Source organism: Metaclostridioides mangenotii, from assembly GCF_018917235.1.
In the GTDB taxonomy this organism is placed as follows: domain Bacteria; phylum Bacillota; class Clostridia; order Peptostreptococcales; family Peptostreptococcaceae; genus Metaclostridioides.
The window spans coordinates 91,828-118,601 of record NZ_JAHLOF010000003.1; the positions used below are offsets into that span (position 1 = coordinate 91,828).

Below are 26,774 nucleotides of genomic sequence, written 5' to 3' on the forward strand. Positions count from 1 at the left end.
TATAAAAACTGCTCTATATTTATATATACAAACAACTACACAAATTAATCGGAATCGCCATAATTACGCGATTGATTCACCTTTATTTTTTGATAGTATCTTGATTAGAGTTAGACAAGCTAACACACCTATTAAAGCAAGTGCAGCACATACACCCCAACCTATTGTCCACAAACCTTTAACACCGAACATAACTCCAACAATAAATGGTGCAATAGGCATCATCATATCTCCAAATCCTCCTATAAACCCTGTTGATATTGTAAGTGTATCTTCGTTAAATATATCGGGAAGTACTGAATAAAAAACTCCAAGTCCCCAAGAAGCACCAAAAGAGAAGAACAGTACTGCTGCATAAAGTACGCCAAAGCTTCCTGAAGATGATATTAGTAATACTAAAATTGATGCAACTATAATTATTGATCCAGCCATCAACACACCTATTCTTCCTATAGCTTTATTCTTGCTCTTAGATGCAAAGTAATCTGAACATTTACCTGAAATTAAACAGGCTGTTATCATTCCGATTGTAACTGCTACTCCTAGACTACCATTTTGAATTTCACCATACCCTAGAAAATTTCCATAAAGAGGTAAATCTACCGAAATAGCTTGAACTGCAAATGTCGTAGGTATAAATGCAAGTATCAAACAATATACTGCCGGTATTTTTAACAAATCTGCGATAGATACACTTTTTTTATCTTTACTTTGGTCATGAAGTTTAACTACAACTACTTCCTCTTTTGCTATCTCACTTGCAGAATGTTTTCTCTCTTTAACAGTAAAAATCCAAAGTAAGCATATTGCAGTTGTAGTTATTGTAATTGCGTGGAATGAAGCTACCCAACCCCATTTATTGATAACAAACCCGGCAAATGTAGCACCAATACCACCACCGCCGTAAAAGATACCATTAAACGCTGCTGTAGCTATTCCTGTTTGGGTATCTTTTACCCAATCCATAATCATTAGTAAAAATACTGGAAAAATTATTGATGTGAATCCTTGAATAAATTTTAGTAGAAAGAAGATAACTACTGAATCGTTGTAAGGAAAAATTGATTGTGGAACTACAGTGAGTAACATTCCAAGCGTTATAGTTTTTTTAGCTCCTAGCGCTTTGAAACAAAATCCCGATATCATCATAGAAATAACAACAGCTATAGTCTTTACTGTATCACCTATTAATAATACTTCTTGTGAAACTTGCATCTTATCTGACAGATAACTTACTGCCATAGAAAATTGCGGAAACCCTGCTGAAAGCATGCAACCTATAAATGCACTTAATATTGCTATGTACCAACCATAGACATTATTTTTATTAGTCCCATTTGTATTAGCCATTTAGTTCACTCCCTTATTTTTAATAAAAGTCTAATGCATTACTCTTACTGAATAACTGAAGGATCGATTAGTCTTTGTTCAAAATAATTTTGTCATTAGTTAACTAAAATAATAATTATAATTATTATATCACTGCAATTTAAATATCAAAATGAAACTAATGTAGTGTTTTTATAACTAAAAAGTTCTAAAAATCTTAGAAAATGATATTTTGGGAGTATATTAACGACAAAAAAGAGCTATTTTTAAACAAAATGCTCTTCTAAAAGTAAACGATATACACAATCATTTAGAATAAATTTTATTTAAAATAGCTCAATTAAATAACTATGGTTTAGGTTTTGATTTAAATAAAACTGCCATTGTATATCCGAAAAATATAGCTGCTGCTATACCTCCTGCTGTAGCTATAGTACCACCAGTAAATATTCCTATAAATCCATCCGTATCAATTGCCTTTTTAACACCTTCCGCTAACGTATGCCCAAAACCTATAATAGGTACTGTTGCTCCAGCCGCTCCATATTTAACTAGTGGCCCGTATATACCTAAAAAGCTTAAAACAACACCACTTGTAACATAACTTACTAATACATAAGGAGATTGTACCTTAAATTGATCCATCAGAATTTGTGCAATTAAACAGATTATCCCACCTACAAAAAATACTCTTAAATACTCCATCAACATAACATCACTTCCTATTCATTTACTACTACCACAGCATGTGCAACACATGGTATAGTCTCTTTCTGCAGTGTACTTGTAGGAGATAATAGTGCTCCAGTCGACACTAACATTACTTTATTGAATTCTTTATTTTTTAACTTTTGATAAATATAACCTGTAAACACTGTAGCTGAACATCCACATCCACTACCACCACAGTGAACATCCTGTTTTTCTAAATCAAATATTTCAATACCACAGTCTATATGTTTTTTAGAAATATCTACACCTTTATCTTTTAATATATCTACTAATATTTTTTTACCAAAAGTTCCTAAATCACCAGTTGCTATTACATCAAAGCTATCTGGATCATCATTTGTGTCTTTAAAATATGAATATATTGTATCTATCGCTGATGGGGCCATCGCTGCACCCATATTATTTCCATCTTTGATACCTTTGTCAACAACTTTTCCTATAGTTATATACTTTACCTTCGGCCCTTCTCCACTTGGAGCTATTAAAACACTTCCAGAGCCAGTTACAGTCCATTGAGCTGTCATAGGTTTTTGATTACCTAATTCAAGAGGAAACCTAAACTGTCTCTCTGCAGTACAATAGTGACTTGACGTTCCTGCGAGTACTAGATCTGAGAAACCTCCATCAACTATCATAGAAGCCAAACTTATGCCTTCAGACATTGTTGAACACGCACCATAAATTCCTAAAAATGGTATGTCTAACTCTCTAGCTGCAAAAGATGCTGGTGTAATCTGATTTATCAAATCTCCCGCAAACATGTACTCAACATCAGTAAGATTTTTTCCAGATCTTTTAACTGTATTCTCCATAGATGTTTTAAGCATTTTGCTCTCTGCCTTTTCCCAACTATCCTCTCCATACATGTCATCAGTTAGTATAAGATCAAAATACTCATTTAAAGGTCCTTCTCCCTCTTTTTTTCCGACAATTGATGATGCTGATATTATTGTCGGCATGTTTTCTAATTTAACTGTTCTACTACCTATTCTCTTATTTTTCATAACACCACACCTTTAAAATAACATTTTAAGTATTTAACCCTTAATTATTTCAACTAATTAATAATAATAATTTACAAATTTTTTTTAATTTATTTGAACATTAAAAAAATATAGTAAATAAAACCACATAGAATTGATGAGCCTATACCATAAACGAGTACTGGACCAGCAACTTTAAATAAGTTTGCACCTACACCCATTACATATCCTTCTTGCTTATGCTCCATTGCAGGTGAAACTATTGAATTTGCAAATCCTGTAATTGGAACAATCGAACCAGCTCCAGCTCTTTTTCCTAATAAATCGTAGACTCCTAGACCCGTTAAAAACGCACCTATAAATATTAGGGTAATAGACGTCGAAGTAGCTGCTGCTAGCTTATCCAATCCAAAAGTGTTAGCCCAAATATTATTTATTATCTGTCCTAAAATACAAATTAGTCCCCCTACAACAAATGCATTTATATAGTTTTTTACATAAGTAGGTTTGGGACCTATTTCTTCTACATACTCTTGATATTTTTTATCATCAAGGTAAATTTCATTATATTTTTTATTTTCCATATAAACACCTCTCTCAACTATTATCTGTAAAAAACAAAAAAATAAACCCTTAATTTCTATAATCTAGAATTAAGAGTTTTAACTATAAATATTAACTTATGTACTCCTTGAGTTTTAAAAGTACTTTTTTTTCTATTCTTGAAACTTGTACCTGAGATATATTAAGCATTTGACCTATTTCACTCTGAGTCATATCTTCAAAATACCTTAGTACAATAATTTGTCTCTCTCGTTTTTCTAATTTATTTAAAATATCTTTTAAAAGTATATTGTCTATTGCCTTTTCTTCTTCACACTCACCTTGCATACTTATCTTATCAATTAAGCATATAGGTGCGCCTTCTTCTTCATGTATGACTCCATGCAAGTACTCAACATTAAAATTTGCTTCAAGAGCCATAACTAATTCTTCTTTTTCCACATCTAAGTTTTGTGCGAGTTCTTCAACACTAGGTTCGCGACCCAATTTCTTTGTCATTAATTCACTCTGCATTTTTGCTTTTACAGCAATTTGTTTAAGAGATCTAGAAACTTTAATCATACCGTCATCTCTTAAATATCTTTTAATTTCACCTAAAATCATCGGAACAGCATATGTAGAAAACTTTACATTAAATTTAGGATCAAATTTGTAAATCGATTTAATTAATCCTATAGATCCAAGTTGGAACAAATCGTCTCTATCGTACCCAATATTTAAAAACTTCGAAACCACACTTCTAACTAAACCTAAATTACTTGAAATTAATATTTCTTTAGCTTCTTCATCTCCATTTTGAACTCTCTCAATTAATTCAAGAGTTTCTTCATGGCTAAGAAGTCCCTTTTTTTCTTCTCTCGTAGCAGTTGTCCCCATAATAAAACCTCAATTCTCTTTGGACTTTATTTAGGCATTTACCTTTTTAGCCATTTCAATCCTAGTTCCTCGTCCTTTAATAGAACTAACATTCACATCATCCATAAAGCTTTTCATAACAGTAAATCCCATACCGGATCTATCAAGCTCTGGTTTAGATGTATAGAGTGGTTCCATAGCTTGTTCAAGATTTTCTATACCGTAGCCTTCATCTTCAATTGTAATTTTTATCGTATCTCCATCAATTTCACATCTTAAATACACAAACTTATTTTCGTCTTCTTCATAGCCATGAATAATCGAATTCGTAACAGCTTCTGAAACGGCTGTTTTTATATCAACTAGTTCATCTAGGGTAGGATCCAGCTTTGCTGCAAATGATGCTACTATAACTCGTGCCAAACTTTCGTTTTCAGATTTAGCAGAAAATTTTACTTCCATAATATTACTCATAACCCACTCCTCCTTACAAAGAACTTACTGCTTCTTCATACGTTTCATAAATGCTAATAATTTTATTTAACCCAGACAGATCAAAGATTTTTTTTACTCTATCATTAATATTTATAACAGAAACTTTTCCGCCTTCATTTGATATTTTTTTATACCTTCCAATTATTACTCCTATACCTGAAGAATCCATAAAATTGATTTTTTCGAAATCAAACACGATATTCATGACTTGATTGGCATTCAATAACCCATCTAGCTCTTCTCTGATCTCACTAGCAATATGATGATCAAGCTCCGAGCAATCAAACTCTATAAAAAGATTCTTATCTTGAAAAGAATATGTGAACATCGATACCCCTCCTTAAAATAAAAATATAGTAACTTTTAATCAGTTCTATAAGCTAGTTGTTTATCCTTCAGTGAAAAATGACTAGTTTTGTCTCTTAAAAATTACTATATTTATAAACGGGTATCGACCCTATATTAAAATGTCTGTTAACAAATGCTACGAGTTTACTTTAATTTATTTTTATTTAGTTTCTTAGATTAATATTTATCTTAGTATCTTTTTTTAACTTCTTTTTTGGAATCCTTGTAATCTTTTTTGTTATCTCTTTTATTTGCTTTTTCTATATTTATTTTATTACCTTTTATCTTGATATCTTTCATTTTTTCAAGTACAGTTATTGCATTTTTCTTTGGTACTTCAACAAAAGTATACTTGTCATATATGTCGATCGATCCAACTAATCTTCCTGGGATACCAGCTTCTCCAGCTATAGCTCCAACGATATCTTTAGCTTGAACTCTTTGGTTTCTACCAACATTTATGAATAGTCTAATCATACCACTTTGAGCAGCAACTTTTTTATCTCCACGTGATCTTTCTCCACGTTCTCTTCTTGGCTTTTCTTCTATTATCTCTTCTTTTAACTCTTCTCCTAAAGATAATTTAAGAAGAGCAGCTGCCACATCTACAGTTGAGTAATCAACATTCTCGCAATACTCTTCAATCCACTGCAATTGCTTAGTTAAATTTCCTTTTTCTAAAGTTTCATTTACTTCTTTAAAGAAAGCACTTACTTTCTTCTCTTCAACATCAGATATAGAAGGTATGCTGTGTTTTACTAGCTTAGATTTAGTGTATCTCTCTATATCCTTCATTTTTCTTACTTCTTTACCAAATACGAAACTAAATGACATCCCCTCACGTCCCGCTCTACCAGTTCTACCTATTCTATGAACATAGTATTCTTCGTCTTGAGGTAAATCGTAGTTAAATACACATTCGACATCATCTACATCGATTCCTCTAGCAGCAACGTCAGTTGCAACAAGAATATCTATAGTGCCATGTCTAAATTTATCCATTACTATATCTCTTTGAGCTTGTTTTAAATCACCATGAAGAGCATCAGCAAAATATCCTCTTGCTTGTAGATCACCAACTAACTCATCTGCTTTTCTCTTTGTATTACAAAATACTACTGAAAGTTTAGGATTATATACATCTACCAATCTGCATAATATCTCTAATTTATTTGCCGCTCTAGTTTCTATATAGTACTGCTTAATATTTGGAACTGTAAGTTCTCTTCTTACAACTTTGATATGAGTTGGATCTTTTTGATATCTCTTCGTTAGATCTAATATACCTTTTGGCATAGTCGCTGAAAAGAAAGTTGTCTGTCTATCTTCAGGTGTTTTACTAAGAATCATCTCTATATCTTCTCTAAATCCCATATCTAGCATTTCATCCGCTTCATCTAGAACAACCATTTTTACATTGTCCATTTTAAGTGTTCTACGATTTATATGGTCTATAGTACGTCCTGGTGTTCCAATAATTATTTGAACCCCAGATTTCAACGATTTTATCTGTCTATCTATGGCCTGACCACCGTAAATTGGTAAAGCCTTAATTCCAGGACAGTATTTAGCTAGTTTTCTAATCTCTGTAGAAACTTGTATCGCAAGCTCTCTTGTTGGGCAAAGCACAACTGCCTGTAAGCTTCTATCATTAGGATCGATCATCTCTAAAATTGGAATACTAAAAGCCGCAGTTTTTCCCGTACCAGTTTGGGCTTGTCCAATTATATCTTGCCCTGCTAGAACAGCAGGTATAGATTGAGCCTGAATAGGAGATGGCTCCTCAAATCCCATTTCAGAAATAGCTTTTTTTATCCCTTCACTTATTTGTAAATCTTCAAATTTTGTTATATTCATATATTATTCCTCTCCGTTATAAATTATCTTAACCTATCCATTATATACTTTAATATAGTATTGTGCAATTGATATTTTATGTAGATAGGTTAGATAATATACATAGCATACAAAGTTCCGAGATATACAATATAAGTACCAAGCATAGCAATACCCTGTATTCTATACAATTTATGCTTTAATAAAGTAGGAATTACTAATATCATAAGAAGTAATATCATAAAAGGAAAATCCAAAAGTCTATTTTGAGATAATATAGGTAGACTATTTGGGATAGCCGATACCCCTATTACACAAAGTAAATTTAATGTATTTGCTCCAATTATATTACCTACGGAAATTGAGTGATGATTTTTTCTAATTGCTGTAAGAGATGATACAAGTTCAGGTAGCGAAGTGCCTAATGCTATAACAGTTAAACTTACTATTGCCTGAGGAATTCCCATAAATGTTGCGATTTTTACTCCATTGTTTATAAGTAACCTAGAGCCAATAATCATCATTATTAATCCAACAATAAATAAACTTCCTATCCTTATTATATCTCTTATATGAAAACCACCATATTTTCTTTCTTCGCTTCTCTTTAGATGTCTAGAATACCTTCCGAAAAGCTCTTTATTATTACTTTCATTAGAATTTTTAATTCCTTTATAGTTACTGTACATATAGTAAATAAATATTAAAAGTAATACTGCCGAATCACCTTTACTAATCTCTCCATCTATTCCTAAAACAAGAAAAACCACTAAAGAAACTATAAGTAAAACAGCTCTATGAAAAAACATATTTCGATCTACTTTAAAAGGACTAATAAGTACAACTAATCCCAATGCTAAACCCGTGTTACATATAATAGACCCTACAGCATTTCCTAAGCTCATAGTAGTATGGCCGTCCATCGATGCAAATAAAGAGACAGTAAACTCTGGTAGCGTTGTGGCAAAACTCACAATTGTCGCCCCTAAAACAATTTCTGAAATATTTGTTCTCCTACCTATTTCAACTGTACAATTGATAAAAATGTCTGCTCCTTTGGTAATTAATACAAATCCTATCATAAAAAAAATAACAGTTAAAAACAAATAATCACCCCTAAAATTCAATTTTTCGTAAAATTTCACAATGTATGTGTATTTTATATTTTATGATAGCGTTTACATTTTTATGATAGCGTTTACATTATTAAAGTTTATATAAAATATGTTTAAACAAATAAAATATATGGTATAATTTACTTAGATAACAAAAGATACTTTTCTGATAACACATTATTACAATATTATTCTTAAGTTTTCAATTTAAATAATTTATTTGAAAATTCTAACGAAATGAAATTCATTCTCATTAATTGCGGATCATTTTAAGAATATATAAAAATATAATTCGTGTTTTCTAGTATCTTTAATATAGAATCTAAGGAGGCAATTTACATGAGTGCATGGCAAGGATTTACACAAGGAAGATGGAACAAAGAAGTAGATGTTAGAGAATTTATTCAGTTAAATTATACCCCTTATGAAGGTGATGATAAATTTTTAGCTGGAGTAACAGATAACACTAAAAAGCTATGGAATGAAGTTACAGCCTTATTCAAAAAAGAAAGAGATAATAATGGTACATTAGATGTAGACACTGATACTATATCAGCAATCGATGCTTATGAACCTGGATATATACACCAAGAGTTTGAAAAAATTGTTGGTTTACAAACTGATGCTCCACTTAAAAGAGCTGTTATGCCGTATGGTGGTATAAGAATGGTAGAAAGTTCTTGTGAAGCTTTTGGTTACACTCTTGATCCAAAAGTAAAAGAAATATTTACTAAGTACAGAAAAACTCACAATCAAGGAGTTTTTGATGCCTACACTCCAGAAATGAAATTGGCCAGAAAATCTGGTATAATCACTGGTCTTCCTGATGCTTATGGTAGAGGGAGAATTATAGGTGACTACAGGAGAGTTGCTCTTTACGGAGTTGACATACTTATAGAGGATAAGGAAGATCAAAAAAAATCTTTAGAAGTATCTTGTATAGATGAAGAAGTAATAAGATTAAGAGAAGAAATAAGTGAACAAATAAGTGCGTTAAATAAATTAAAAGATATGGCAAAATCTTATGGATTCGATATATCTAAGCCAGCTATAAATTCAAAAGAAGCTGTTCAATGGTTATACTTTGGATATCTAGCTGCAGTGAAAGACCAAAATGGTGCTGCCATGTCTCTTGGTAGAACATCATCTTTCTTAGATATATACTTAGAAAGAGATTTAAAAAACGGAACAATAACAGAAGACGAAGCCCAAGAGCTAATGGATCACTTTGTTATGAAGTTAAGAATGGTCAAATTCTTAAGAACACCTGATTACAACAACCTATTCTCTGGAGATCCAACATGGGTTACAGAGTGTGTTGGAGGTATGGGAGTTGATGGACGAACTTTAGTAACTAAAAATTCATTCAGAGTTTTAAACACTCTTTATACATTAGGACCATCACCAGAACCAAACTTAACTGTACTATGGTCAACTAATTTACCAAAAGGATTTAAAGATTTCTGCTCTAAAGTCTCAATAGACACAAGTTCAGTACAATACGAAAATGACGATCTTATGAGAACATACTGGGGTGACGATTACGGTATTGCTTGTTGTGTATCTGCAATGAAGATTGGTAAACAAATGCAGTTCTTTGGAGCAAGGGTTAACTTAGCAAAAACTCTACTTTACGCTATAAATGGTGGTAAAGACGAATTATCAGGCATGCAAGTAGGCCCAAGATTTGAACCAATAACTTCAGAATACTTAGATTACGATGTAGTTATGGAAAGATTTGAGCCATTTGCAGATTGGTTAGCTACATTATATGTAAATACTCTAAACGTAATACACTATATGCACGATAAATATTCTTATGAATCATTAGAAATGGCTCTTCATGATAGAGATGTATTAAGAACTATGGCTTGCGGAATGGCTGGATTATCAGTTTGCGCTGACTCTTTATCAGCTATAAAACATGCGAAAGTTAAAACAATAAGAAACGAAAATGGACTAGCTGTAGATTTTGAAATCGAAGGCGACTATCCTAAATATGGAAACAATGACGACAGAGTAGATGATATAGCTGTTTATTTAGTAGAAAGCTTTATGAATAAAATCAAGAAAAATAAAACTTACAGAAATGCCTTCCCTACACAATCTATACTTACTATAACATCTAATGTTGTGTATGGTAAAAAGACTGGTAACACTCCAGACGGAAGAAAAGCTGGTTCTCCATTTGCTCCAGGGGCTAACCCAATGCATGGTAGAGATACAAGTGGTGCATTAGCATCATTATCTTCTGTTGCAAAATTACCATATGAGTACTCTCAAGATGGTATATCAAATACATTCTCAATAATACCGGGTGCCTTAGGTAAAAATATGGATGAGAGAATATCAAATCTATCTTCAATGTTAGATGGATATTTTGATCAAAAAGCTCATCACTTAAACGTAAATGTATTTGACAAAGCTACTTTAGAAGATGCTATGGAACATCCAGAAGAATATCCACAACTTACAATAAGAGTTTCAGGATATGCCGTTAACTTTATTAAACTTACAAGAGAACAACAACTAGACGTTATAAACAGAACATTCCACGGAAAAATGAGCTAATTATGACTACAGGAAGAGTTCATTCTATAGAAACATTTGGTACAGTTGACGGACCAGGAATAAGATATATAGTATTTTTTCAAGGTTGCCCATTGAGATGTAAGTACTGCCATAATAGAGATACATGGAACCCAAGTCTTGGCAAAGAATACACAGCTGATGAAATAATTACAGATGCCCTTAAATACTCATCATACAGAAAATTCTCTGGAGGCGGAATCACTGCTTCTGGAGGAGAACCCACATTACAACTTGATTTTTTAAATGAGTTATTTAAGAAGGCAAAAGAAAACTCTATCCATACATGCCTAGATACATCTGGATTTGTAGATATTAATGTTATAGATCCGATATTAGACAATACAGATCTTGTATTACTTGATCTAAAACATATGATAGATAAAGAATCTAAAGATCTTACTGGTGTTAGTATCAACAAAGCCATCAATCTTGCAAAACACTTAGATAAACGTGGTATACCCGTTTGGATCAAGCAAGTGCTTGTTCCAGGAATAACTGATACTACTGAAAACTTGGAGGCCCTTGGGAAATTTGTTTCGTCACTGTCTAATGTGGAAAGAGTCGAACTACTTCCCTACCACACTATGGGAATCCATAAGTGGGAGAACTTAGGCATAGATTATGAACTCAAAGGAGTTCCGGATGCAACTAAGGAAGATATCAAGAAAGCAAGTCAAATTATATCTCAGTTTGGCGTAGAAGTTTACAATGCATAAATAGTAAACTTAAAATATATTTTTTATTAAATTTAAAAGTTAATATAAATTAAAAAGCAGTTTAGTGAATGAGACCTTGTCTCCCACTAAACTGCTTTTTTAATTTATATTAACTTTTAATAATTCATTAAATAACAATTCTCTATTTTTAGATATATAGGGGATTAGTTTAATATATTATACAACAGAAAAAAGCATATATCTATTCCTAGATACATGCTTTATGAATTTACAAATTAAAATTCAATATCCTCAACCTCAACATTATCAATTGCGTCTTGGATTAACTTTTCAACATCAAGCTTACTCTCTTCTGCCTCAATTTTATCAAGCTTTGGTTTAGTTGTAGGCTTCTTCGGAGCAAACAAACTACAACAATCTTCTTCTGGAATTACAGAAGTTTCAAAAGTACCAATCTTCTCCGCTATATCAACTATATCAGATTTATCCATTGCGATAAGCGGTCTAAATACAGGTAAATCTACAACAGCATTGGTACAAGTAAGACCGTGAATAGTCTGCGAAGCAACTTGCCCTATACTCTCTCCTGTTATAAGAGCATCACAGTATCTTTTCTCTGCAAGCTCCTGAGCAATTCTCATCATAAATCTTCTTGATAAGATAGTAGTATCGGAATCATTGCAATGAGTAGCTATTTCTTTTTGTATTTCAAGTATATTTACCTTATGAAGTCTTACTCTACCGCAGTACTTAGCAAGAATCTTTGTTAAATCTCTTACTTTTTCCTGAGATCTTTCATTTGTAAAAGGATAACTATGGAAATGTACTGCCTCAACATCCATTCCTCTCTTGGCAACCATCCATGTTGCAACTGGACTATCAATCCCTCCTGATAATAAAGACATTGCCTTTCCGTTAGTTCCAAGTGGCAATCCTCCATATCCAGGTATAGTATCACTGTACACCATAGTATGATTCTCTCTGTACTCACATGATATTTTAACTTCTGGATTTCTGACATCAACTTTTATTTTGCCATCTATCTTTGCAAGTAAATATCCACCTATATCTACGCTCATTTCTTGAGATGTCAATTTAAAGTTCTTATCCCCTCTTCTTGAATCAACCTTAAATGATCTATATCCCTCTGAAATCTTTTCTTCTAACATCACGAGAGCAATTTCTTTTAATTTATCGTAGTCTTTCTCTGCTCTTATTGCTGGGCAAACTCCAACTATCCCAAATACTTTTCTAACTTCTTCAATTATTTCTTCATAATCGTAATCTTCTAAATCTACATATATTCTTCCGTATTCTTTATATACATTAAATTTGCCAATTGGCTTTAACATATTTTTTATATTTTTTATTAATTTATTTTCAAAGATGTATCTGTTTTTTCCTTTAACGCCTATTTCTCCGTATTTTACTATTAAAATATTGTACACTATTAACACCCCATCTATTGTCTCTCTAACTTTTTTATTACATTATTATCTTTGTCTACTATCTATTCATTATACTTCGTAAATCATCTACCGATTCTTTTATTATCTTTGCTGCTTCTAGTATTTCAGCTTCTGTATTCAGTTCGGACAAACTAAATCTAATTGTTCCTTCCACTTCTTTAGGAGATAACCCTATAGCATTTAAAACATGGCTCCCTTTTTTCTTTGCAGAACAAGCAGATCCTGTCGATACATAAACTCCTTTTTGCTCTAGGTAGTGAAGTAGTACCTCTCCTTTTGCTCCAATAAAAGATACATTTAATATATGACAAACTCCGTCTTCCGATGAGTTGACTTTTACATTGTCTATATTTTCAAGTATTTCTTTCTTAAGGAGTTCTTTTAAATAGTTTATCTTTTCTATATTACCGTTCAAATCTTCAAATAAAACTTCAACAGCTTTTCCTATACCATATATACCTGGAACATTTTCAGTGCCTGATCTAACTCCAGATTCTTGTCCGCCTCCAAACAGAATTGGTTTCATTCTGCTGTTTGATTTGACATACATAAATCCTATGCCTTTTGGTCCGTGGAATTTATGACCACTTACACTCATAAAATCTATACTGTATTTTGATGGTTTAAAATCTATCTTACCAAAAGACTGTATTGCATCAACATGGTAGTATATTTTTTCTTCCAAACTCTTAAGGTACTTACCTATTTCTTTTATTGGCTGTATACTTCCGATTTCATTATTTACATGCATTATTGTCACTAAACACGTAGTCGGTTTTATTGCTTTTTTTAACTCTTCAAAATCTATTACTCCGTTTTTGCCGACTTCTAAATACGTAACTTCAAATCCATCATCTTCTAAATCCTTTAAAGTGTTTAAAACTGATGGATGCTCTATATTAGTAGAAATAATATGATTTTTTCTCTTTTTGTTTAAATAAGCTACACCCCTTATAACAGTATTGTTACTCTCAGTTCCTCCAGATGTAAAATAAATTTCTTTGTCATTTGCTCCTACAGATCTTGCAATAGTCTGTCTAATATTTTTAATTTCCTTTTCTACTTCTACTCCCTTACTATGAGCAGCAGATGGGTTTGCATAATCAACTTCTAAAGCTTGAACCATCTTATTTACTACTTGAGGATATGGTTTTGTCGTAGAACTGTTATCTAGATATATATCCATAATATATTTCACCTACTTTAATATTTTATATTTATATTTATATTAATTAATCAAATGTTTAAAAAATTCAGAAGTATAATAAAATACGAACAATTTTAATACAATATATTCATAAATTCGTTCAATTTACAATAAATCATATCTTTTTATTATATCATTTTTAATATGCTTTTACACTATAGATTATAAAAAGATAATTTGTTCACAAAATTAGTAATCCTTTAGCATATTATCATTAGTTTTAAGAAAAATAATATTTTTAAGAATAAATTGCTAATATCATTGCATTTTTTGTCCTTTTTTATTATAATGTAATAAGGTTATCCCCCTGGTAACCCTAGTTAGTTAATATATCTATTCCCAATCCCCTTTTTATAAAGATATATTTTATATTTATTATAATAAGATTAATTACGGGAATTAATCTAACGTAGAAAAAAGAGCTTACCCCAAGCTCTTTTTTCGTTTTTTGAATAAATAAAATTAGTATTATAATTATATTATTTTCAATTCGTTATGTATTACTTAATAGCACTTTTTTAGAAATTCGAACATTTCCGTAAAACTTGTCTAATAAATATTTACATCGTAAGCTATATAATTTGTTTATGATAATCAATAATGTTTTTCTATTATAATTGTTACTATATAATAATCCCCTAATATCATCGAATATATACTTTAATAACTTCTTTATTGTAAATACATTACCCAATTTGTTATTTTGAAATTTGCGACTATTCTTCTTGCAATTTTCAAAGTATATTCATGTTATTTCTCTCACGTATATTTAAAAAGACTACTATAAATAATACTTACATCTTTTTTACAAAAAAAGCTACCCCAATATCTTGGAATAGCTCTTATTTGTATCTATTTAGAATAATTTTTAGTTTTATCTAAGAAAGTACTTTTCTTAAAAAGTCTTTTGTTCTATCGTTTTTAGGATTATTAAATACTTCTTCCGGACTTCCGTCTTCTAGTATTTTACCTTGATCGATAAATATAACTCTATCTGCTACTTCTTTAGCAAATCCCATCTCATGAGTTACTATAGCCATAGTCATTCCTTCTTCTGCAAGCTCTTTTATAACATCTAGAACTTCACCTACCATCTCAGGATCTAGTGCTGATGTAGGCTCATCAAATAACATCATATCAGGCTCCATCGCAAGTGATCTTGCTATTGCTATTCTTTGCTTTTGTCCTCCTGACAATTGTGATGGATAAGCATCTTTTTTATCATTAAGTCCAACTCTAGTTATTAAATACTCTGCTTTATCATTCGCTTCTTTTTCCGTTAACTTTTTAAGCTTAACAGGAGCTAATTTTATATTGTTCATTATTGTCTTATGCGGAAATAAGTTAAAGTTTTGGAAAACCATACCAATTCTTTGTCTTATTTTATCTATATCTGTACTTTTATCTACTATATTTTCACCTTCAAATATAATTTGTCCCCCAGTAGGAACTTCTAGTAGATTCATGCATCTAAGAAGAGTACTTTTTCCAGATCCACTTGGTCCAATTATTACGACTATTTCGCCTTTTTTTATCTCTAGATTTATATTTTTTAATACTTTAACATTACCAAAACTTTTATCTAAATTTTTTATACTAATCATATTATCACTTTCCCTTATAATTCTTTATTATTTAAAACTAATTAGATTAGATGCTAATTAGATACAGACATTTTCTTTTCCAGAAGTCCTACAAGCCTTGACAGTGTAAATGTTAAGACAAAGTAAATAGCTGCTACAACTATAAATGGCTCTAACGCAATATACGATGTATTTCTAACCATACTTGCTACGAACATTAACTCTACAACTCCTATTATAGAAATTATAGAAGATTCTTTTACAAGACTTATAAACTCATTAGCTAAAGCTGGTAATACATTTTTGATAGCTTGAGGAACTATAATATATCTCATCGTACTCCAGTAGTTAAGGCCAAGAGATCTACTAGCTTCCATCTGTCCTTTGTCAACTGCCTGAATTCCAGATCTTAAGATCTCAGCTACATATGCACCTGAATTTACAGATAGTGTAAATGCTGCTGCTGCGAATTCACTTGGAAAATCTATTCCGATCTGAGGCAATCCAAAGTATACTATAGATATTTGAACCATTACAGGTGTTCCTCTTATAACTTCAACATATATTGATGCTAAAATATTAAAAAGTTTATTTTTTGATATTTTGGCTAGACATACAATCAAACCTATAAATACACCAAAGAATAATGCTACAAAAGATATTGAAATTGTTGTCATAGTACCTTCGATAAACATCGGGTAGTACTTACTTAAAAAACTAAAATTCATAATTACATCTCCTACTTATTGTTAATATTAGTTTGAGCCGCCCTTAGCAGCTAAATTAGTAGCGTCTTCTAACATCTTATCTATTTCTCCGCTATCTTTTAAATCTTTTATTACTTTATTTATTAGTTCTAAATACTCTTTGTTGTTATCATCTTTCTTTATAGCTGCTGCCATACCTTCTTCTACGTTATCACCTAATCCTGAAGTAGCTAACTTAATTCCGTCGTACTGTTTAGTGTTTATCATACCAACAGTCTCATTTACAACAATTGCATCTATTTTTCCATTTTTAAGGTCTAATACTAGATCTGGAACATTAGTTAAAGACTTCATATTTTCCATTTTTAAAGTATCTCTTACATACTCTTCTTGTATTGTTCCTTTTTGAACACCAGCATTAAGTTTCTTTAAATCATCTTCTGTTTTTACTTTATTTTCGTCACCTTCTCTTACTATGACTGCATTTTGAGTTACATAGTAAAGATCTGAGAAATCAACACTCTTCTTTCTTTCATCTGTTGGTGACATACCTGAAAGTATTATGTCTATCTTATTAGCATTTAAAGCGCCTATAAGACCATCAAATCCCATTTTTTTAATTTCTACATCTACACCTATTTCTTTAGATATCTTGTTTGCTAGTTCTACGTCAAAACCAGCGACTTCATCTTTTCCATTTTCAACCTTTGGAAACTCAAATGGTGGATAGTCAGGATTTAACCCAACTACTAACTTACCATTTTCTTTTATTTGATCTAACTTACTCGCACTTGATTTAGATGAACATCCTACTACTCCTCCTACTGTAAGCGCTAACACTAAACCTAAACTTAATAATTTTTTTAATCCTTTCATAATTGCTTCCCCTCTCATCTTTTATTTTATATTTTTCTTAAATTTCTTATTATTGCTGTTTTATTAATAAACTTATTCTACTAGGATTTACTTCTTTTTGAATACAAAAAAGTCCCTTAGCCATACGACTAAGAGACGAATTTACCGCGTTACCACTCTTATTGATAAGTAAAATATACTTCAAGAAAATGTTCAGCCATTCGACATTAGATAGTGATTTTTTGTATTAAAAAAGTCCCTTAGTCAAATGACTAAGAGACGAATATATCCGCGTTACCACTCTTCTTGATAAGTAATTACTTATCCTCTCAATCCCTTAAGGCGGGCTACCTATTATCATACTGTTTTCTGATAATCTTCTCCGAAGCTCTCTTCACATAACATATCATTATTGGGCTCACACCAAAATCCCAACTCGCTGAAAATCCATATTAGTTACTTTCTTCTTCTCTGAATTTATTTATTAAATTATTAATATGATTATACTCTCATAATCTGTCTTTGTCAATGATTTTTTTGAAATTATTTTTATTTATATTAGATCTTAGTTTCTTCAATAAACATAGACTCTTGTACTTTTTTGTTGTGTTTAAATGTAGGATAACTTATACATACGTTTTGTTTCGCTCTAGTAATACCAACGTATAATAACCTTCTTTCCTCTTCAATATGCTTTTCTAATTCAACAGGATCCCTTTCTTTTTCATCGCTATATGGAATAGTCTTCTCATCAACTCCAACAATATATACATACTTAAACTCAAGACCTTTTGCGCTGTGCATGGTTGTGAGCATAATCCCATTGCTATCATATTTATCTTTTTTTGATATTTCTAATTTAACTTCTTCTATGTGATTTAAAAATTCCTCTGTTGTCTTGTAATTTTTAGCTGAGTCACTAAAATCTATTAAAATATTCATTATATCCTTTACTTTGATCTTTTTGTTAGTACAGTAGTCAAGTATATATCTGTCATAATCTAGAGTCTCTCGAATATATGATATAGCATACTCAGGACTTAACCCCTTTATGTAATTCATATCTATATCAAGATCTTCCAATGTTTCTACTTGCTTTTTGTGAAGGTCACATTTATTTATGAGAGCAAATAAAAAATCTTCATCATTCTTGACTTTGTTTATACTATCCCTAGAAATATATCTAAAAGGCTTGTTTATTATCCTAACCCAATCTTCATTGCTACTTTTTTCTATACCGATTTTTAAATAAGAAATTAGATCTCTACAGGCCCAGTGATCGTAAATCGTTACTGGAACATCCTTTACAGAAAAATTTATCCTCCTATCTATAAGAATGTCTACAAAAGCCCTAGATTGTATATTATTTCTATAAATTATTGCATAATCATTATAATTTGCTTTTCTATTCTCTACATCTCTAACAATTTCATTAATAATTATATTTGCCTCGTCATCAGAATCCTTTGCACTTATGTATTTGACATTTCCACCAGATCCGAGTTTTGATATTATTACTTTTTCATATCTGTTTTTATTTTTTTCGATAAGTTTGTTTGAAACCTCCAATATCTCACTATACGACCTGTAATTGGAATCTAAAACTATCTTTTCACTCTTACCAAAATACTTCTCAAACTCTATTAAAAAGTCTGGTCTTGCACCTCTAAATCCATATATGCTTTGATCTTCATCGCCAACTACAAATATATTGTTGTCTGGATTACATATAAGTTTCATAACTTCAAATTGAACTTTATTTATATCTTGAAATTCATCCACAAGAATGAATTTGTACTTATCCCTAACCATATTTAGAGCGTTTATATCTCTTTTTAAAAGTTCATATGTCTTTATAAGCATATCATCAAAATCTATTTTATTAATATCATATTTAATATTTTCATACATATTATATAATTTTTCAAAGTCATCTATTTCAACTACATTAGATTTAAAATCTCTAGGATTCATAAGTTCATTTTTCACATAAGATATTTCTTTTATAACGTCACCAATAACATCATTATTGTCTGCATCCTCAATATTTAAAGTTTTCATTATATTTTTTATTGTCATCAATTTAGTTTTATCATCTATCAAACTATTTAAGTCGTAACCTTCAAAATATCTTAATATCCTAAAAAACACAGAATGAAAAGTTCCGAAACTTATCCTGCTCATTCTGTGATCGTTGCTAAGAGATATGGTCCTATTTTTCATCTCTGTAGAAGAGGCCTTTGTAAAACTTATTGCCAAAACCTTCTTTGGAGATATATTTTCATTTAGTACTAAATTTATTAATCTATGTGAAATAACTCTAGTCTTACCTGAACCTGGCCCTGCTACAACTAAACAGGGACCATTCACATGTTGTACTGCTAATTTTTGCTCATCATTGAGCTCATTTAACAATGAATTTCCCATCTATAGCATTCACCATCCTAATAAAATGTTCTATACTATATAGTCATATCTATATAATTATATTCTTTATAAGAGTCTTACTAATTTAATTACTTTTTTTAAATAAATTAAATCTATTTAAAAAACTCAATTCTAATTTTCCTGTAATAAACAGGTACGCAACAATAATTAAAACAACCATAGCTATCGAGTAAACTACTCTGTAGTAATTTTTCTGTTTGTATGAACCGTAACCTACAAGACACTGTTGAAATACAAGAGAAACTAGCATTATGATTGCAATTACACTAAATGGAATGATATCAGTAAATGTTAGTGCCGCACACACTAATAATATAATAGCAACAACAATATGTGATCTAGCGATAATAATATTTAATGGATCTACTTCCTTTTCTTTAACGTCCTTTTTTGCATTTACCGTGTTATTATTTTTATAATTTTTCTTATTTTTCTTAGACTTTTTAGACTTTTTAGACTTTTTTTTACTCATGCCATCACCTTTTCTATAAATTCTACCTCTTAATTATACACACTTTCCCAATTATTATCTACAGTGTTATTATTTGCTCATTTAATTGTAATATATTTTATCTTTGTTATGATCAGCTTATAAATTTTAATTATTAATTTTTTTGACTCTAATGATCAGGAGAAATTATGTATAGAATTGGTAGACTTTCCAAAATAACAAACTTAACTGCAAAAAAGGTATTTATGTACAGTTTTGTCAATTTACATTTTTAACTTTTTCCTCTTTTGTAATTACTTTATGCAATTCTAGGTTATACTTTGCATCATTCATACTCGGCTCTTTAAGTTCATTATACATGTCACATGGATATTGATTACAGTGACCACAGTTATTTAAATTCTTTTCATCATAACAACACTTGTAAAGTGGACATTTATCAAATCCTAAGTATAAGGCCCAACTTACATTACCTTTGATCACAGTACATCCTTTACAAGAATCTGGATATGAAACACAATCGTTACATATACAGCCACAACATCCCATTATAATTTCTTCCATAAAATATCCCCTCACATACGCTAAATTTATTAATATAACAAGTTATTAATTCCGTATGTCAAATTCTTACACTTCATTTTGTTATAAATATATAATATTTTATACACTTTGTAAATGTACTTTTATTTATAAAGGGATACTTTTAAATTTCATAATTATTAATTTTAATTCTTTTAAAAATAAAATCTACAATATAGGGAATAGTTTATACAATACTAATTCCAAGTACTTCTTTCATATAATCTATAGACCATTTTTCTCGCTCTGTATTAAATGAAGCACAAGCATTTGAATCAACACTTAAATTTATACGTTTACCAGAATTAACTGCTACAGTGTATAAACCTATCACTGTTTGAAACACACAAATATCTGTTACTACACCTACAACTGTTATATTTTGATAATTGTCTATTATTTTTTTCAAAAAACTTTTGTCTGGACAATACGCTTTTTTATTAACATGGTTTTGAACATTATCTTTGCCTTTTATATTTCCATATATCTGATATCCATTAGTACCATTAATACAATGCTCATTAAAAACTTCAGACTCCGGGGTTTTTTTATTTTTCCAATCATCAATATCGTGATCGTCAAATGTAAAAAATATATCTTCCTCAGCATAACCATCTGCTAAGTTCTCTAAATATTCCTGTATATCTTGAGCTGCCTTTCCAACTGTTAATGCACCATTATCTGCTACAAAATCATATTGATAATCTACTATAATTAGAGCTTTATTCTTATTCATGTGTTCTAGCCTCCTATTTAACATACGTTTTAATAAAGAATATGTATAAATTATTATGTCTAAAATCATATTAATTAACCATTTTTTACATATCTACATAAAATATCTAATCATCTAACTTATAATATAACATAATAAAAAGGTGTTCATATGAACACCTTTACTGAAAACAAAAATAAAAAAGACACCATAAAGACGTCTTTTTGAATAGTATTTATTATATTATCTTCCATCAAAGAATGCCGTGGAGATTTTTGTAGTTGTTTTATTCTTATCAATAATTTGCCACTTACTTTCGTCATCCTTATTAGGTTCTAATTTAACTGGAATGGTTACCTCATTTTCACTAGCAACTGCACCCTGTACTACTGTTTTAAAAGTAACCAAAAACAACTTTCCAAGTTTTAATTTATCTTTGGCTATTTCAGGATCTTTTTGAACTTCTGCTGTCATTTTACTTTGAAATTCTTGCATTAATTTATCACTATCAAGACCTTTAATTTTAACTTCTAGTTCAGGATTAGTATTATCCTCTTTTACTACTTCTACTGTGTACGAAGTCTTTTCCTTTACCTGATTCATCATAACATTCCATAGCTCTTTTATTTCTTTTTCATTATTTCCTTCAATTATTCCCATAGTAGATAATGAAGAGCTAACGCTTTCTACAAACACATCTTCTGCTTGCTTTTTAGATTTGGTGGCATCTTCATTAAATACCTCTTTATATTTAGCTATATCATCGTTTTTCTGATAAACCATTGAATTTATCAAAACCTCAGTTGCCTCTTTAGGATTAACTTTTTTATTTGCACATGCTGTCAATCCTACCGTAACCAAAATAGTTAATAATAAAAATAAAATCTTTTTAGTTTTCATGTTTTCTCCTTTATCCCTATAAATTTCAACTAATTTGTAGATTAAGCAATAATTTATTTTTAGTACCCTTAAACTATAACTTTAATTTCTTGATTATATCTCTATAAGCATTAATGTAAACTACTGGATCAAGACCTACTCCAACACAATCAAAACCTTCTTCAAGGTAATTATTTGCATCATCGACATTTCCACTAAAAATAAAAGCTATCTTTCCAGCATCTTTACATGCCTTAAGTATGCGATTAATAGCTCCTTTTACATCAGAGTCATCAAACTGCGCAGGTTTATTCAATGCAATTGACAGATCAAAAGGCCCTATCAAAATTCCATCAACACCATCAATTTTAACAATTTCTTCAATATTTTCTAGACAGCCTAAAGTTTCACACTGTGGTATTAATAGAGTGTTTTCATTACAATAATTCATATATTTTTCAATTCCAGAAGATGCATGTTCTGCAAACCCCCACCCTCCGTCTCTTGTTGGACAAAATCCTCTAGATCCAATTGGTGTGTATTTAGCATATTGAACAATTTCCTTAACTTCATCAACTGTTTCAATACACGGAACTACAAGAGCTTGAGCTCCAGCATCTAGTAATCTAAGAATTGGGCCCCTTGAGATACCACTAACTCTTACCATTGGAGTTAACCCTGCATTTTGTGCAGCAGCTACATATTCAACAGCACTTTCAATTCCAACAGGAGTGTGCTCAGTATCAATTACTACAAAATCAAAATCAGTATAACCTAATGCCTCAACCGCAGTTGCACTTTTAAGTTGTGTAAAAGTTCCTATACTCTTTTCACCCTTTTTAAACTTTTCAATAACTGTATTCTTCATAACATCTCTCCCTCATTTCAATTTAGTTTGATATTATTGTACTCTTCTGAAATTTCTTATAAAATTAAATTTCATCTACCATTCTATAACCAACACCCATCTCAGTTAGAATATATTTTGGTTCTCCAGGATTTGATTCTATTTTACGTCTAATATTTGCCATATTAACTCTAAGTGTCTGACTCTCATTTGTGTATGGCCCCCATATTTCTTTTATTATAAAGTCATGCGTTAAAACTTTTCCAGCATTTTTTGATAAAAGTACTATTATTTTATATTCAATAGGGGTTAAATGAATTTTTTCACCTTCTAGTGTAACCAGACGCTTATTGTAATCAACCTCAAGATCCCCTATCTTTGCTTTTTCTAAAGTTTCTAAATTCCCTAATATCTGGAGTTTCGTGCTGTGTCTAATTGCAGTACGTATTCGTGCTAGTAACTCTGATGTACCAAATGGTTTTACAATATAATCATCAGCCTCTAAATCTAGTGCTTCGACTTTTTCTCTTTCATGACCTCTAGCTGATACAACTATAATTGGGACCATTGACCACTGCCTTATATTTTTTAATACTTCGATTCCATCCATATCTGGAAGCCCTAGGTCTAAAAGTATTAAATCTGGTACATGTGAAGCATTCATCTCTAAACCTTCTCTTCCCTTTCCTGTCTTAACTACATTGTAGTCATTTGATGTAAGTACAGCTGATGTAAAGTTACATATAGTCTCATCGTCTTCTATAATCAAAATAAGCGGTTTAATACTCACTATTGTTTACTCCCCTCAAGTGGTAGTGTAAAACTAAATACTGCTCCACCTTCTTTTCTGTTCTTAGCTTCTATTTTACCATTATGTGCTTTAATAATCGACATACAAATTGATAAACCTATACCCATTCCCCTAGTTGAATCTGCAGATTTGTTTTCAGATGGCATATAGCTTTCAAATAAGTGTGGAAAATCTTCTTCAGAAATACCCTTTCCATTATCTATTACTTCAAATAATGCTAATTTCCCCCTTTTTTTTAAATTAACAGTTATATAGGTATTATCTTTTGAATGCTTTACAGCATTTTCTAAAAGATTCATAAGTACTTGAACTATTAAAGTAGCATCCATTTGAACTATCAAAAGTTCTTGTGGAACATTGACAGATATATTAATATCTTGAAATCTATTTTTTACCCTACTTACAGCCTCTGCTACAATTTCTTCCGCAGCTTCTGGATATTTGGTTACATTCATAGACCCTTCGTTTATTCTTGTAACTGACAATAGATTTTCTACCATTCGAATTAACCACTCTGAATCTTCTTTTATATTTAAAATCAATTTATCATGAGTCTTTTTATCTATGCTTTCCTCATTCTCAAGTATTGCTGAACTTGCTCCTAATATACCTGTAAGAGGGGTTCTTAAATCATGGGATATTGCTCTTAGTAGATTACTTCTCATTTTTTCTTTTTCAGAGGCAACTAATATGTCTTTCTGCTCGTCTGATAGATTTTGTCTTTCTAAAGCCATTGCTAATTGAGAAGCTATCATTCTTAGAAAAAGTTTATTCTTGTGGTTTAATTCACCATTAATACAAGAAACACCGATTGTAGCTAATACTTTTCCTTGTGATGTAACAGGAATATAAAAAGCTCCTGCTCCCATCAATGTATCAGTTCCAGTACCAGCTGATTTGTTATTAATAAAAACCCAATGTGCTACAGCTCTTTCATCTTCTTCATTCATAAAAGTGGACTCTAAATCACAAGCAGTTCTCATCAATTTCCCGACCATTTTATTATTGCTATCTATGGTGTATATAACTGCAGATCTTTCAAATATATTTACAATGTATTCATTTACAAGTCCCACAATATGTTCTAGCCCTCTAGTAGACAATAATTTTTTATTTATCTCATATAAAATATCTGTTCGTCTTTCTCTTAACACAGCCAACCTTGCCTGTTTTTTTATTCTTACAGTTAGTGCACTTGTAATAAGCGCTACCATCATCATTATAACAAAAGTAATGGGGTATCCTGATTTTATAGCATTAAATGTAAAGTACGGTTCAGTAAAGAAAAAATTAAAAGTTAAAACACTTAGTATTGATGATATCACACCATACATATATCCTGTTGTAACTCTTGATATAACTAATACAGATAAAATATACACCATAATAGTATTCTGTTCACTAATATCAAATTTTTTTAATGCAAACCCAATTAAAGTCGAAAGTATTAATAAAGCAAATGTCTTTAGATTATCTTGCCAAGAAAATTTAATTTTATAATCGTACTCAGTTTTTTTTGGTTTTTCATAAGATCTATTTCGATAAGGTTTATGGACTATACTTCCCGGTATTATATGCACTTCTATACTTGGTAGTATTGATATAAGCTTATCTTCAAGCTCCATTTCAAACAAATTTTTCAAAGTTTTTTTGTTTCGGCTTTTACCGATAACTATATTAGTTATTCCTGACAGTTTTGCATACTCAGCAATTACAATTGCTATATCATGTCCAGTCAATGTAATTATCTCTGCCCCAAGTTTTTCCGCTAAATCTATATTTGAGCGAAGTGTTTTTAGTTGTTGTTCGCTCAAACTTTCGCTATCCATATTTTCCACATACACTGCTGTCCAAGGAGCATGAAATGCCTCAGACGCTCTTGCAGTCCATCTTATACACTTTGCGCTATAAGGAGATGGGCCAATACAAACTAATAACTTAGTATTTGCCATTTTTTCTGATAATTTACGCTCATTTTGATTCTCGTTACTTATTCTATCAGCAACTTTACGTATTGCAATTTCACGTAGTAACTTTAAATTATCTCTAGTAAAAAAATTATTCATAGCCGTAGTAGCACGTTCAGGTCTATAAATCTTACCTTCTTTAAATCTATTAAGTAATTCTTCTGTCTCAATATCTATTAATTTGATTTTATCAGCACGGTCAAATACATAATCAGGCACTGTTTCTTGTATATTTATCTTCGTGATATCTTCTACAATATCATTTAAACTTTCAATATGTTGTACATTTACAGTTGTATAAACATCTATTCCTGCATTAAGAAGTTCTTCAATATCTTGATATCTTTTTTTGTTTCTCACTCCTTTTGCATTAGTGTGTGCAAGTTCATCCACCAAAATTAGTTCTGGCTTTCTATTTAGAGCTTCTTCCAGATTAAATTCCTTTAACTCAATATTTTTATAATTAATAGTCTTTGGGTCTAAAGCCGATAGACCATGCAAAAGTTGCATGGTCTCTGGTCTAGTATGTGGTTCAACATATCCCACTAATACATCTACTCCACATTTTAATTGTTCTTGAGCATCATCAAGCATAGCATATGTCTTTCCTACACCTGCTGCATATCCAAAAAATATTTTTAACCTACCAGACTTTCTATCTTTTTCTTGCTCTAAAATTTCGCTTAATATATCATCTGGATTACGGCGATTATCTAAATTATCCAAT

Annotated in this window: 24 protein-coding genes and 1 other annotated feature; of the genes, 2 read left to right on the forward strand and 22 right to left on the reverse strand. The window is 30.8% G+C overall.

What is annotated here, in order from left to right; all coding sequences use genetic code 11:
* Nucleotides 1–63: 63 nt before the first annotated feature.
* The 9 genes from KQI18_RS05785 to KQI18_RS05825 all read right to left on the reverse strand — a co-directional run bounded on the left by KQI18_RS05785 (nucleotide 64) and on the right by KQI18_RS05825 (nucleotide 8,248).
* Nucleotides 64–1,350: an MFS transporter gene (locus tag KQI18_RS05785; protein ID WP_216466742.1), complete on the reverse strand. Its 1,287-nt coding sequence runs from the start codon at nucleotides 1,348–1,350 to the stop codon at nucleotides 64–66.
* A 327-nt stretch (nucleotides 1,351–1,677) separates the two neighbouring features.
* Nucleotides 1,678–2,040 carry a SpoVA/SpoVAEb family sporulation membrane protein gene (locus tag KQI18_RS05790; protein WP_216466743.1) on the reverse strand — a complete coding sequence of 121 codons (363 nt, stop codon included), beginning with the start codon at nucleotides 2,038–2,040 and terminating at the stop codon, nucleotides 1,678–1,680.
* Nucleotides 2,041–2,051: 11 nt separating this feature from the next.
* On the reverse strand, nucleotides 2,052–3,065 hold the full coding sequence (gene spoVAD / locus KQI18_RS05795; RefSeq protein WP_216466744.1) for a stage V sporulation protein AD: 1,014 nt from the start codon (nucleotides 3,063–3,065) through the stop codon (nucleotides 2,052–2,054).
* Nucleotides 3,066–3,154: 89 nt separating this feature from the next.
* Nucleotides 3,155–3,628 (reverse strand): stage V sporulation protein AC, encoded by a 474-nt coding sequence (gene spoVAC, locus KQI18_RS05800; RefSeq protein ID WP_216466745.1) that lies wholly within the window; start codon nucleotides 3,626–3,628, stop codon nucleotides 3,155–3,157.
* A 91-nt stretch (nucleotides 3,629–3,719) separates the two neighbouring features.
* Entirely contained in the window at nucleotides 3,720–4,484 is a 765-nt protein-coding gene (gene sigF, locus KQI18_RS05805; RefSeq protein ID WP_216466746.1) for an RNA polymerase sporulation sigma factor SigF, read from the reverse strand.
* Nucleotides 4,485–4,514: 30 nt separating this feature from the next.
* Nucleotides 4,515–4,937, reverse strand: a complete 423-nt coding sequence (gene spoIIAB, locus KQI18_RS05810) for an anti-sigma F factor (RefSeq protein ID WP_216466747.1) — start codon at nucleotides 4,935–4,937, stop codon at nucleotides 4,515–4,517.
* A 13-nt stretch (nucleotides 4,938–4,950) separates the two neighbouring features.
* Nucleotides 4,951–5,286 (reverse strand): anti-sigma F factor antagonist, encoded by a 336-nt coding sequence (gene spoIIAA, locus KQI18_RS05815; protein ID WP_216466749.1) that lies wholly within the window; start codon nucleotides 5,284–5,286, stop codon nucleotides 4,951–4,953.
* A 209-nt stretch (nucleotides 5,287–5,495) separates the two neighbouring features.
* The gene (locus KQI18_RS05820; protein WP_216466751.1) at nucleotides 5,496–7,163 is read right to left on the reverse strand and encodes a DEAD/DEAH box helicase; all 1,668 of its coding nucleotides are present in this window, start codon (nucleotides 7,161–7,163) and stop codon (nucleotides 5,496–5,498) included.
* A gap of 89 nt (nucleotides 7,164–7,252) precedes the next feature.
* Nucleotides 7,253–8,248, reverse strand: a complete 996-nt coding sequence (locus KQI18_RS05825; protein ID WP_216466752.1) for a calcium/sodium antiporter — start codon at nucleotides 8,246–8,248, stop codon at nucleotides 7,253–7,255.
* A gap of 348 nt (nucleotides 8,249–8,596) precedes the next feature.
* Between KQI18_RS05825 and pflB the strand changes: the two genes are divergently transcribed.
* On the forward strand, nucleotides 8,597–10,828 hold the full coding sequence (gene pflB, locus KQI18_RS05830) for a formate C-acetyltransferase (RefSeq protein WP_216466754.1): 2,232 nt from the start codon (nucleotides 8,597–8,599) through the stop codon (nucleotides 10,826–10,828).
* 2 nt (nucleotides 10,829–10,830) lie between these two features.
* Nucleotides 10,831–11,565 carry a pyruvate formate-lyase-activating protein gene (gene pflA / locus KQI18_RS05835; protein ID WP_216466756.1) on the forward strand — a complete coding sequence of 245 codons (735 nt, stop codon included), beginning with the start codon at nucleotides 10,831–10,833 and terminating at the stop codon, nucleotides 11,563–11,565.
* 236 nt (nucleotides 11,566–11,801) lie between these two features.
* On the opposite strand, the gene thiI is transcribed toward pflA, so the two are convergent.
* The 13 genes from thiI to KQI18_RS05900 all read right to left on the reverse strand — a co-directional run bounded on the left by thiI (nucleotide 11,802) and on the right by KQI18_RS05900 (nucleotide 26,773).
* Entirely contained in the window at nucleotides 11,802–12,974 is a 1,173-nt protein-coding gene (gene thiI / locus KQI18_RS05840; protein WP_216466758.1) for a tRNA uracil 4-sulfurtransferase ThiI, read from the reverse strand.
* Nucleotides 12,975–13,032: 58 nt separating this feature from the next.
* Nucleotides 13,033–14,181 carry a cysteine desulfurase family protein gene (locus KQI18_RS05845; RefSeq protein ID WP_216466760.1) on the reverse strand — a complete coding sequence of 383 codons (1,149 nt, stop codon included), beginning with the start codon at nucleotides 14,179–14,181 and terminating at the stop codon, nucleotides 13,033–13,035.
* Nucleotides 14,182–15,080: 899 nt separating this feature from the next.
* A complete protein-coding gene (locus KQI18_RS05850; protein ID WP_216466762.1) occupies nucleotides 15,081–15,806 on the reverse strand; it encodes an amino acid ABC transporter ATP-binding protein in 726 nt (241 codons plus the stop codon).
* 53 nt (nucleotides 15,807–15,859) lie between these two features.
* Complete coding sequence (locus tag KQI18_RS05855; RefSeq protein WP_216466764.1) at nucleotides 15,860–16,513, reverse strand: amino acid ABC transporter permease; 654 nt, start codon at nucleotides 16,511–16,513, stop codon at nucleotides 15,860–15,862.
* Nucleotides 16,514–16,540: 27 nt separating this feature from the next.
* Entirely contained in the window at nucleotides 16,541–17,368 is an 828-nt protein-coding gene (locus tag KQI18_RS05860; protein ID WP_216466766.1) for a transporter substrate-binding domain-containing protein, read from the reverse strand.
* Between the two features lie 251 nt (nucleotides 17,369–17,619).
* Nucleotides 17,620–17,828, reverse strand: a binding site (T-box leader).
* 77 nt (nucleotides 17,829–17,905) lie between these two features.
* The gene (locus tag KQI18_RS05865) at nucleotides 17,906–19,774 is read right to left on the reverse strand and encodes an ATP-dependent helicase (protein WP_216466768.1); all 1,869 of its coding nucleotides are present in this window, start codon (nucleotides 19,772–19,774) and stop codon (nucleotides 17,906–17,908) included.
* 85 nt (nucleotides 19,775–19,859) lie between these two features.
* Nucleotides 19,860–20,267 (reverse strand): hypothetical protein, encoded by a 408-nt coding sequence (locus tag KQI18_RS05870; protein WP_216466770.1) that lies wholly within the window; start codon nucleotides 20,265–20,267, stop codon nucleotides 19,860–19,862.
* Nucleotides 20,268–20,504: 237 nt separating this feature from the next.
* A complete protein-coding gene (locus KQI18_RS05875; protein ID WP_216466771.1) occupies nucleotides 20,505–20,810 on the reverse strand; it encodes a DUF3795 domain-containing protein in 306 nt (101 codons plus the stop codon).
* Between the two features lie 205 nt (nucleotides 20,811–21,015).
* The gene (locus KQI18_RS05880; protein ID WP_216466772.1) at nucleotides 21,016–21,564 is read right to left on the reverse strand and encodes a cysteine hydrolase family protein; all 549 of its coding nucleotides are present in this window, start codon (nucleotides 21,562–21,564) and stop codon (nucleotides 21,016–21,018) included.
* 222 nt (nucleotides 21,565–21,786) lie between these two features.
* Complete coding sequence (locus tag KQI18_RS05885) at nucleotides 21,787–22,443, reverse strand: DUF5105 domain-containing protein (protein ID WP_216466774.1); 657 nt, start codon at nucleotides 22,441–22,443, stop codon at nucleotides 21,787–21,789.
* A gap of 73 nt (nucleotides 22,444–22,516) precedes the next feature.
* The gene (locus KQI18_RS05890) at nucleotides 22,517–23,290 is read right to left on the reverse strand and encodes an HpcH/HpaI aldolase family protein (protein WP_216466775.1); all 774 of its coding nucleotides are present in this window, start codon (nucleotides 23,288–23,290) and stop codon (nucleotides 22,517–22,519) included.
* Nucleotides 23,291–23,354: 64 nt separating this feature from the next.
* Nucleotides 23,355–24,059, reverse strand: coding sequence for a response regulator (locus tag KQI18_RS05895; RefSeq protein WP_216466777.1), 705 nt, complete (start codon nucleotides 24,057–24,059; stop codon nucleotides 23,355–23,357).
* Complete coding sequence (locus KQI18_RS05900) at nucleotides 24,059–26,773, reverse strand: sensor histidine kinase (protein WP_216466779.1); 2,715 nt, start codon at nucleotides 26,771–26,773, stop codon at nucleotides 24,059–24,061. The genes KQI18_RS05895 and KQI18_RS05900 overlap by 1 nt, the downstream gene beginning before the upstream one ends.
* Nucleotide 26,774 lies beyond the last annotated feature (1 nt).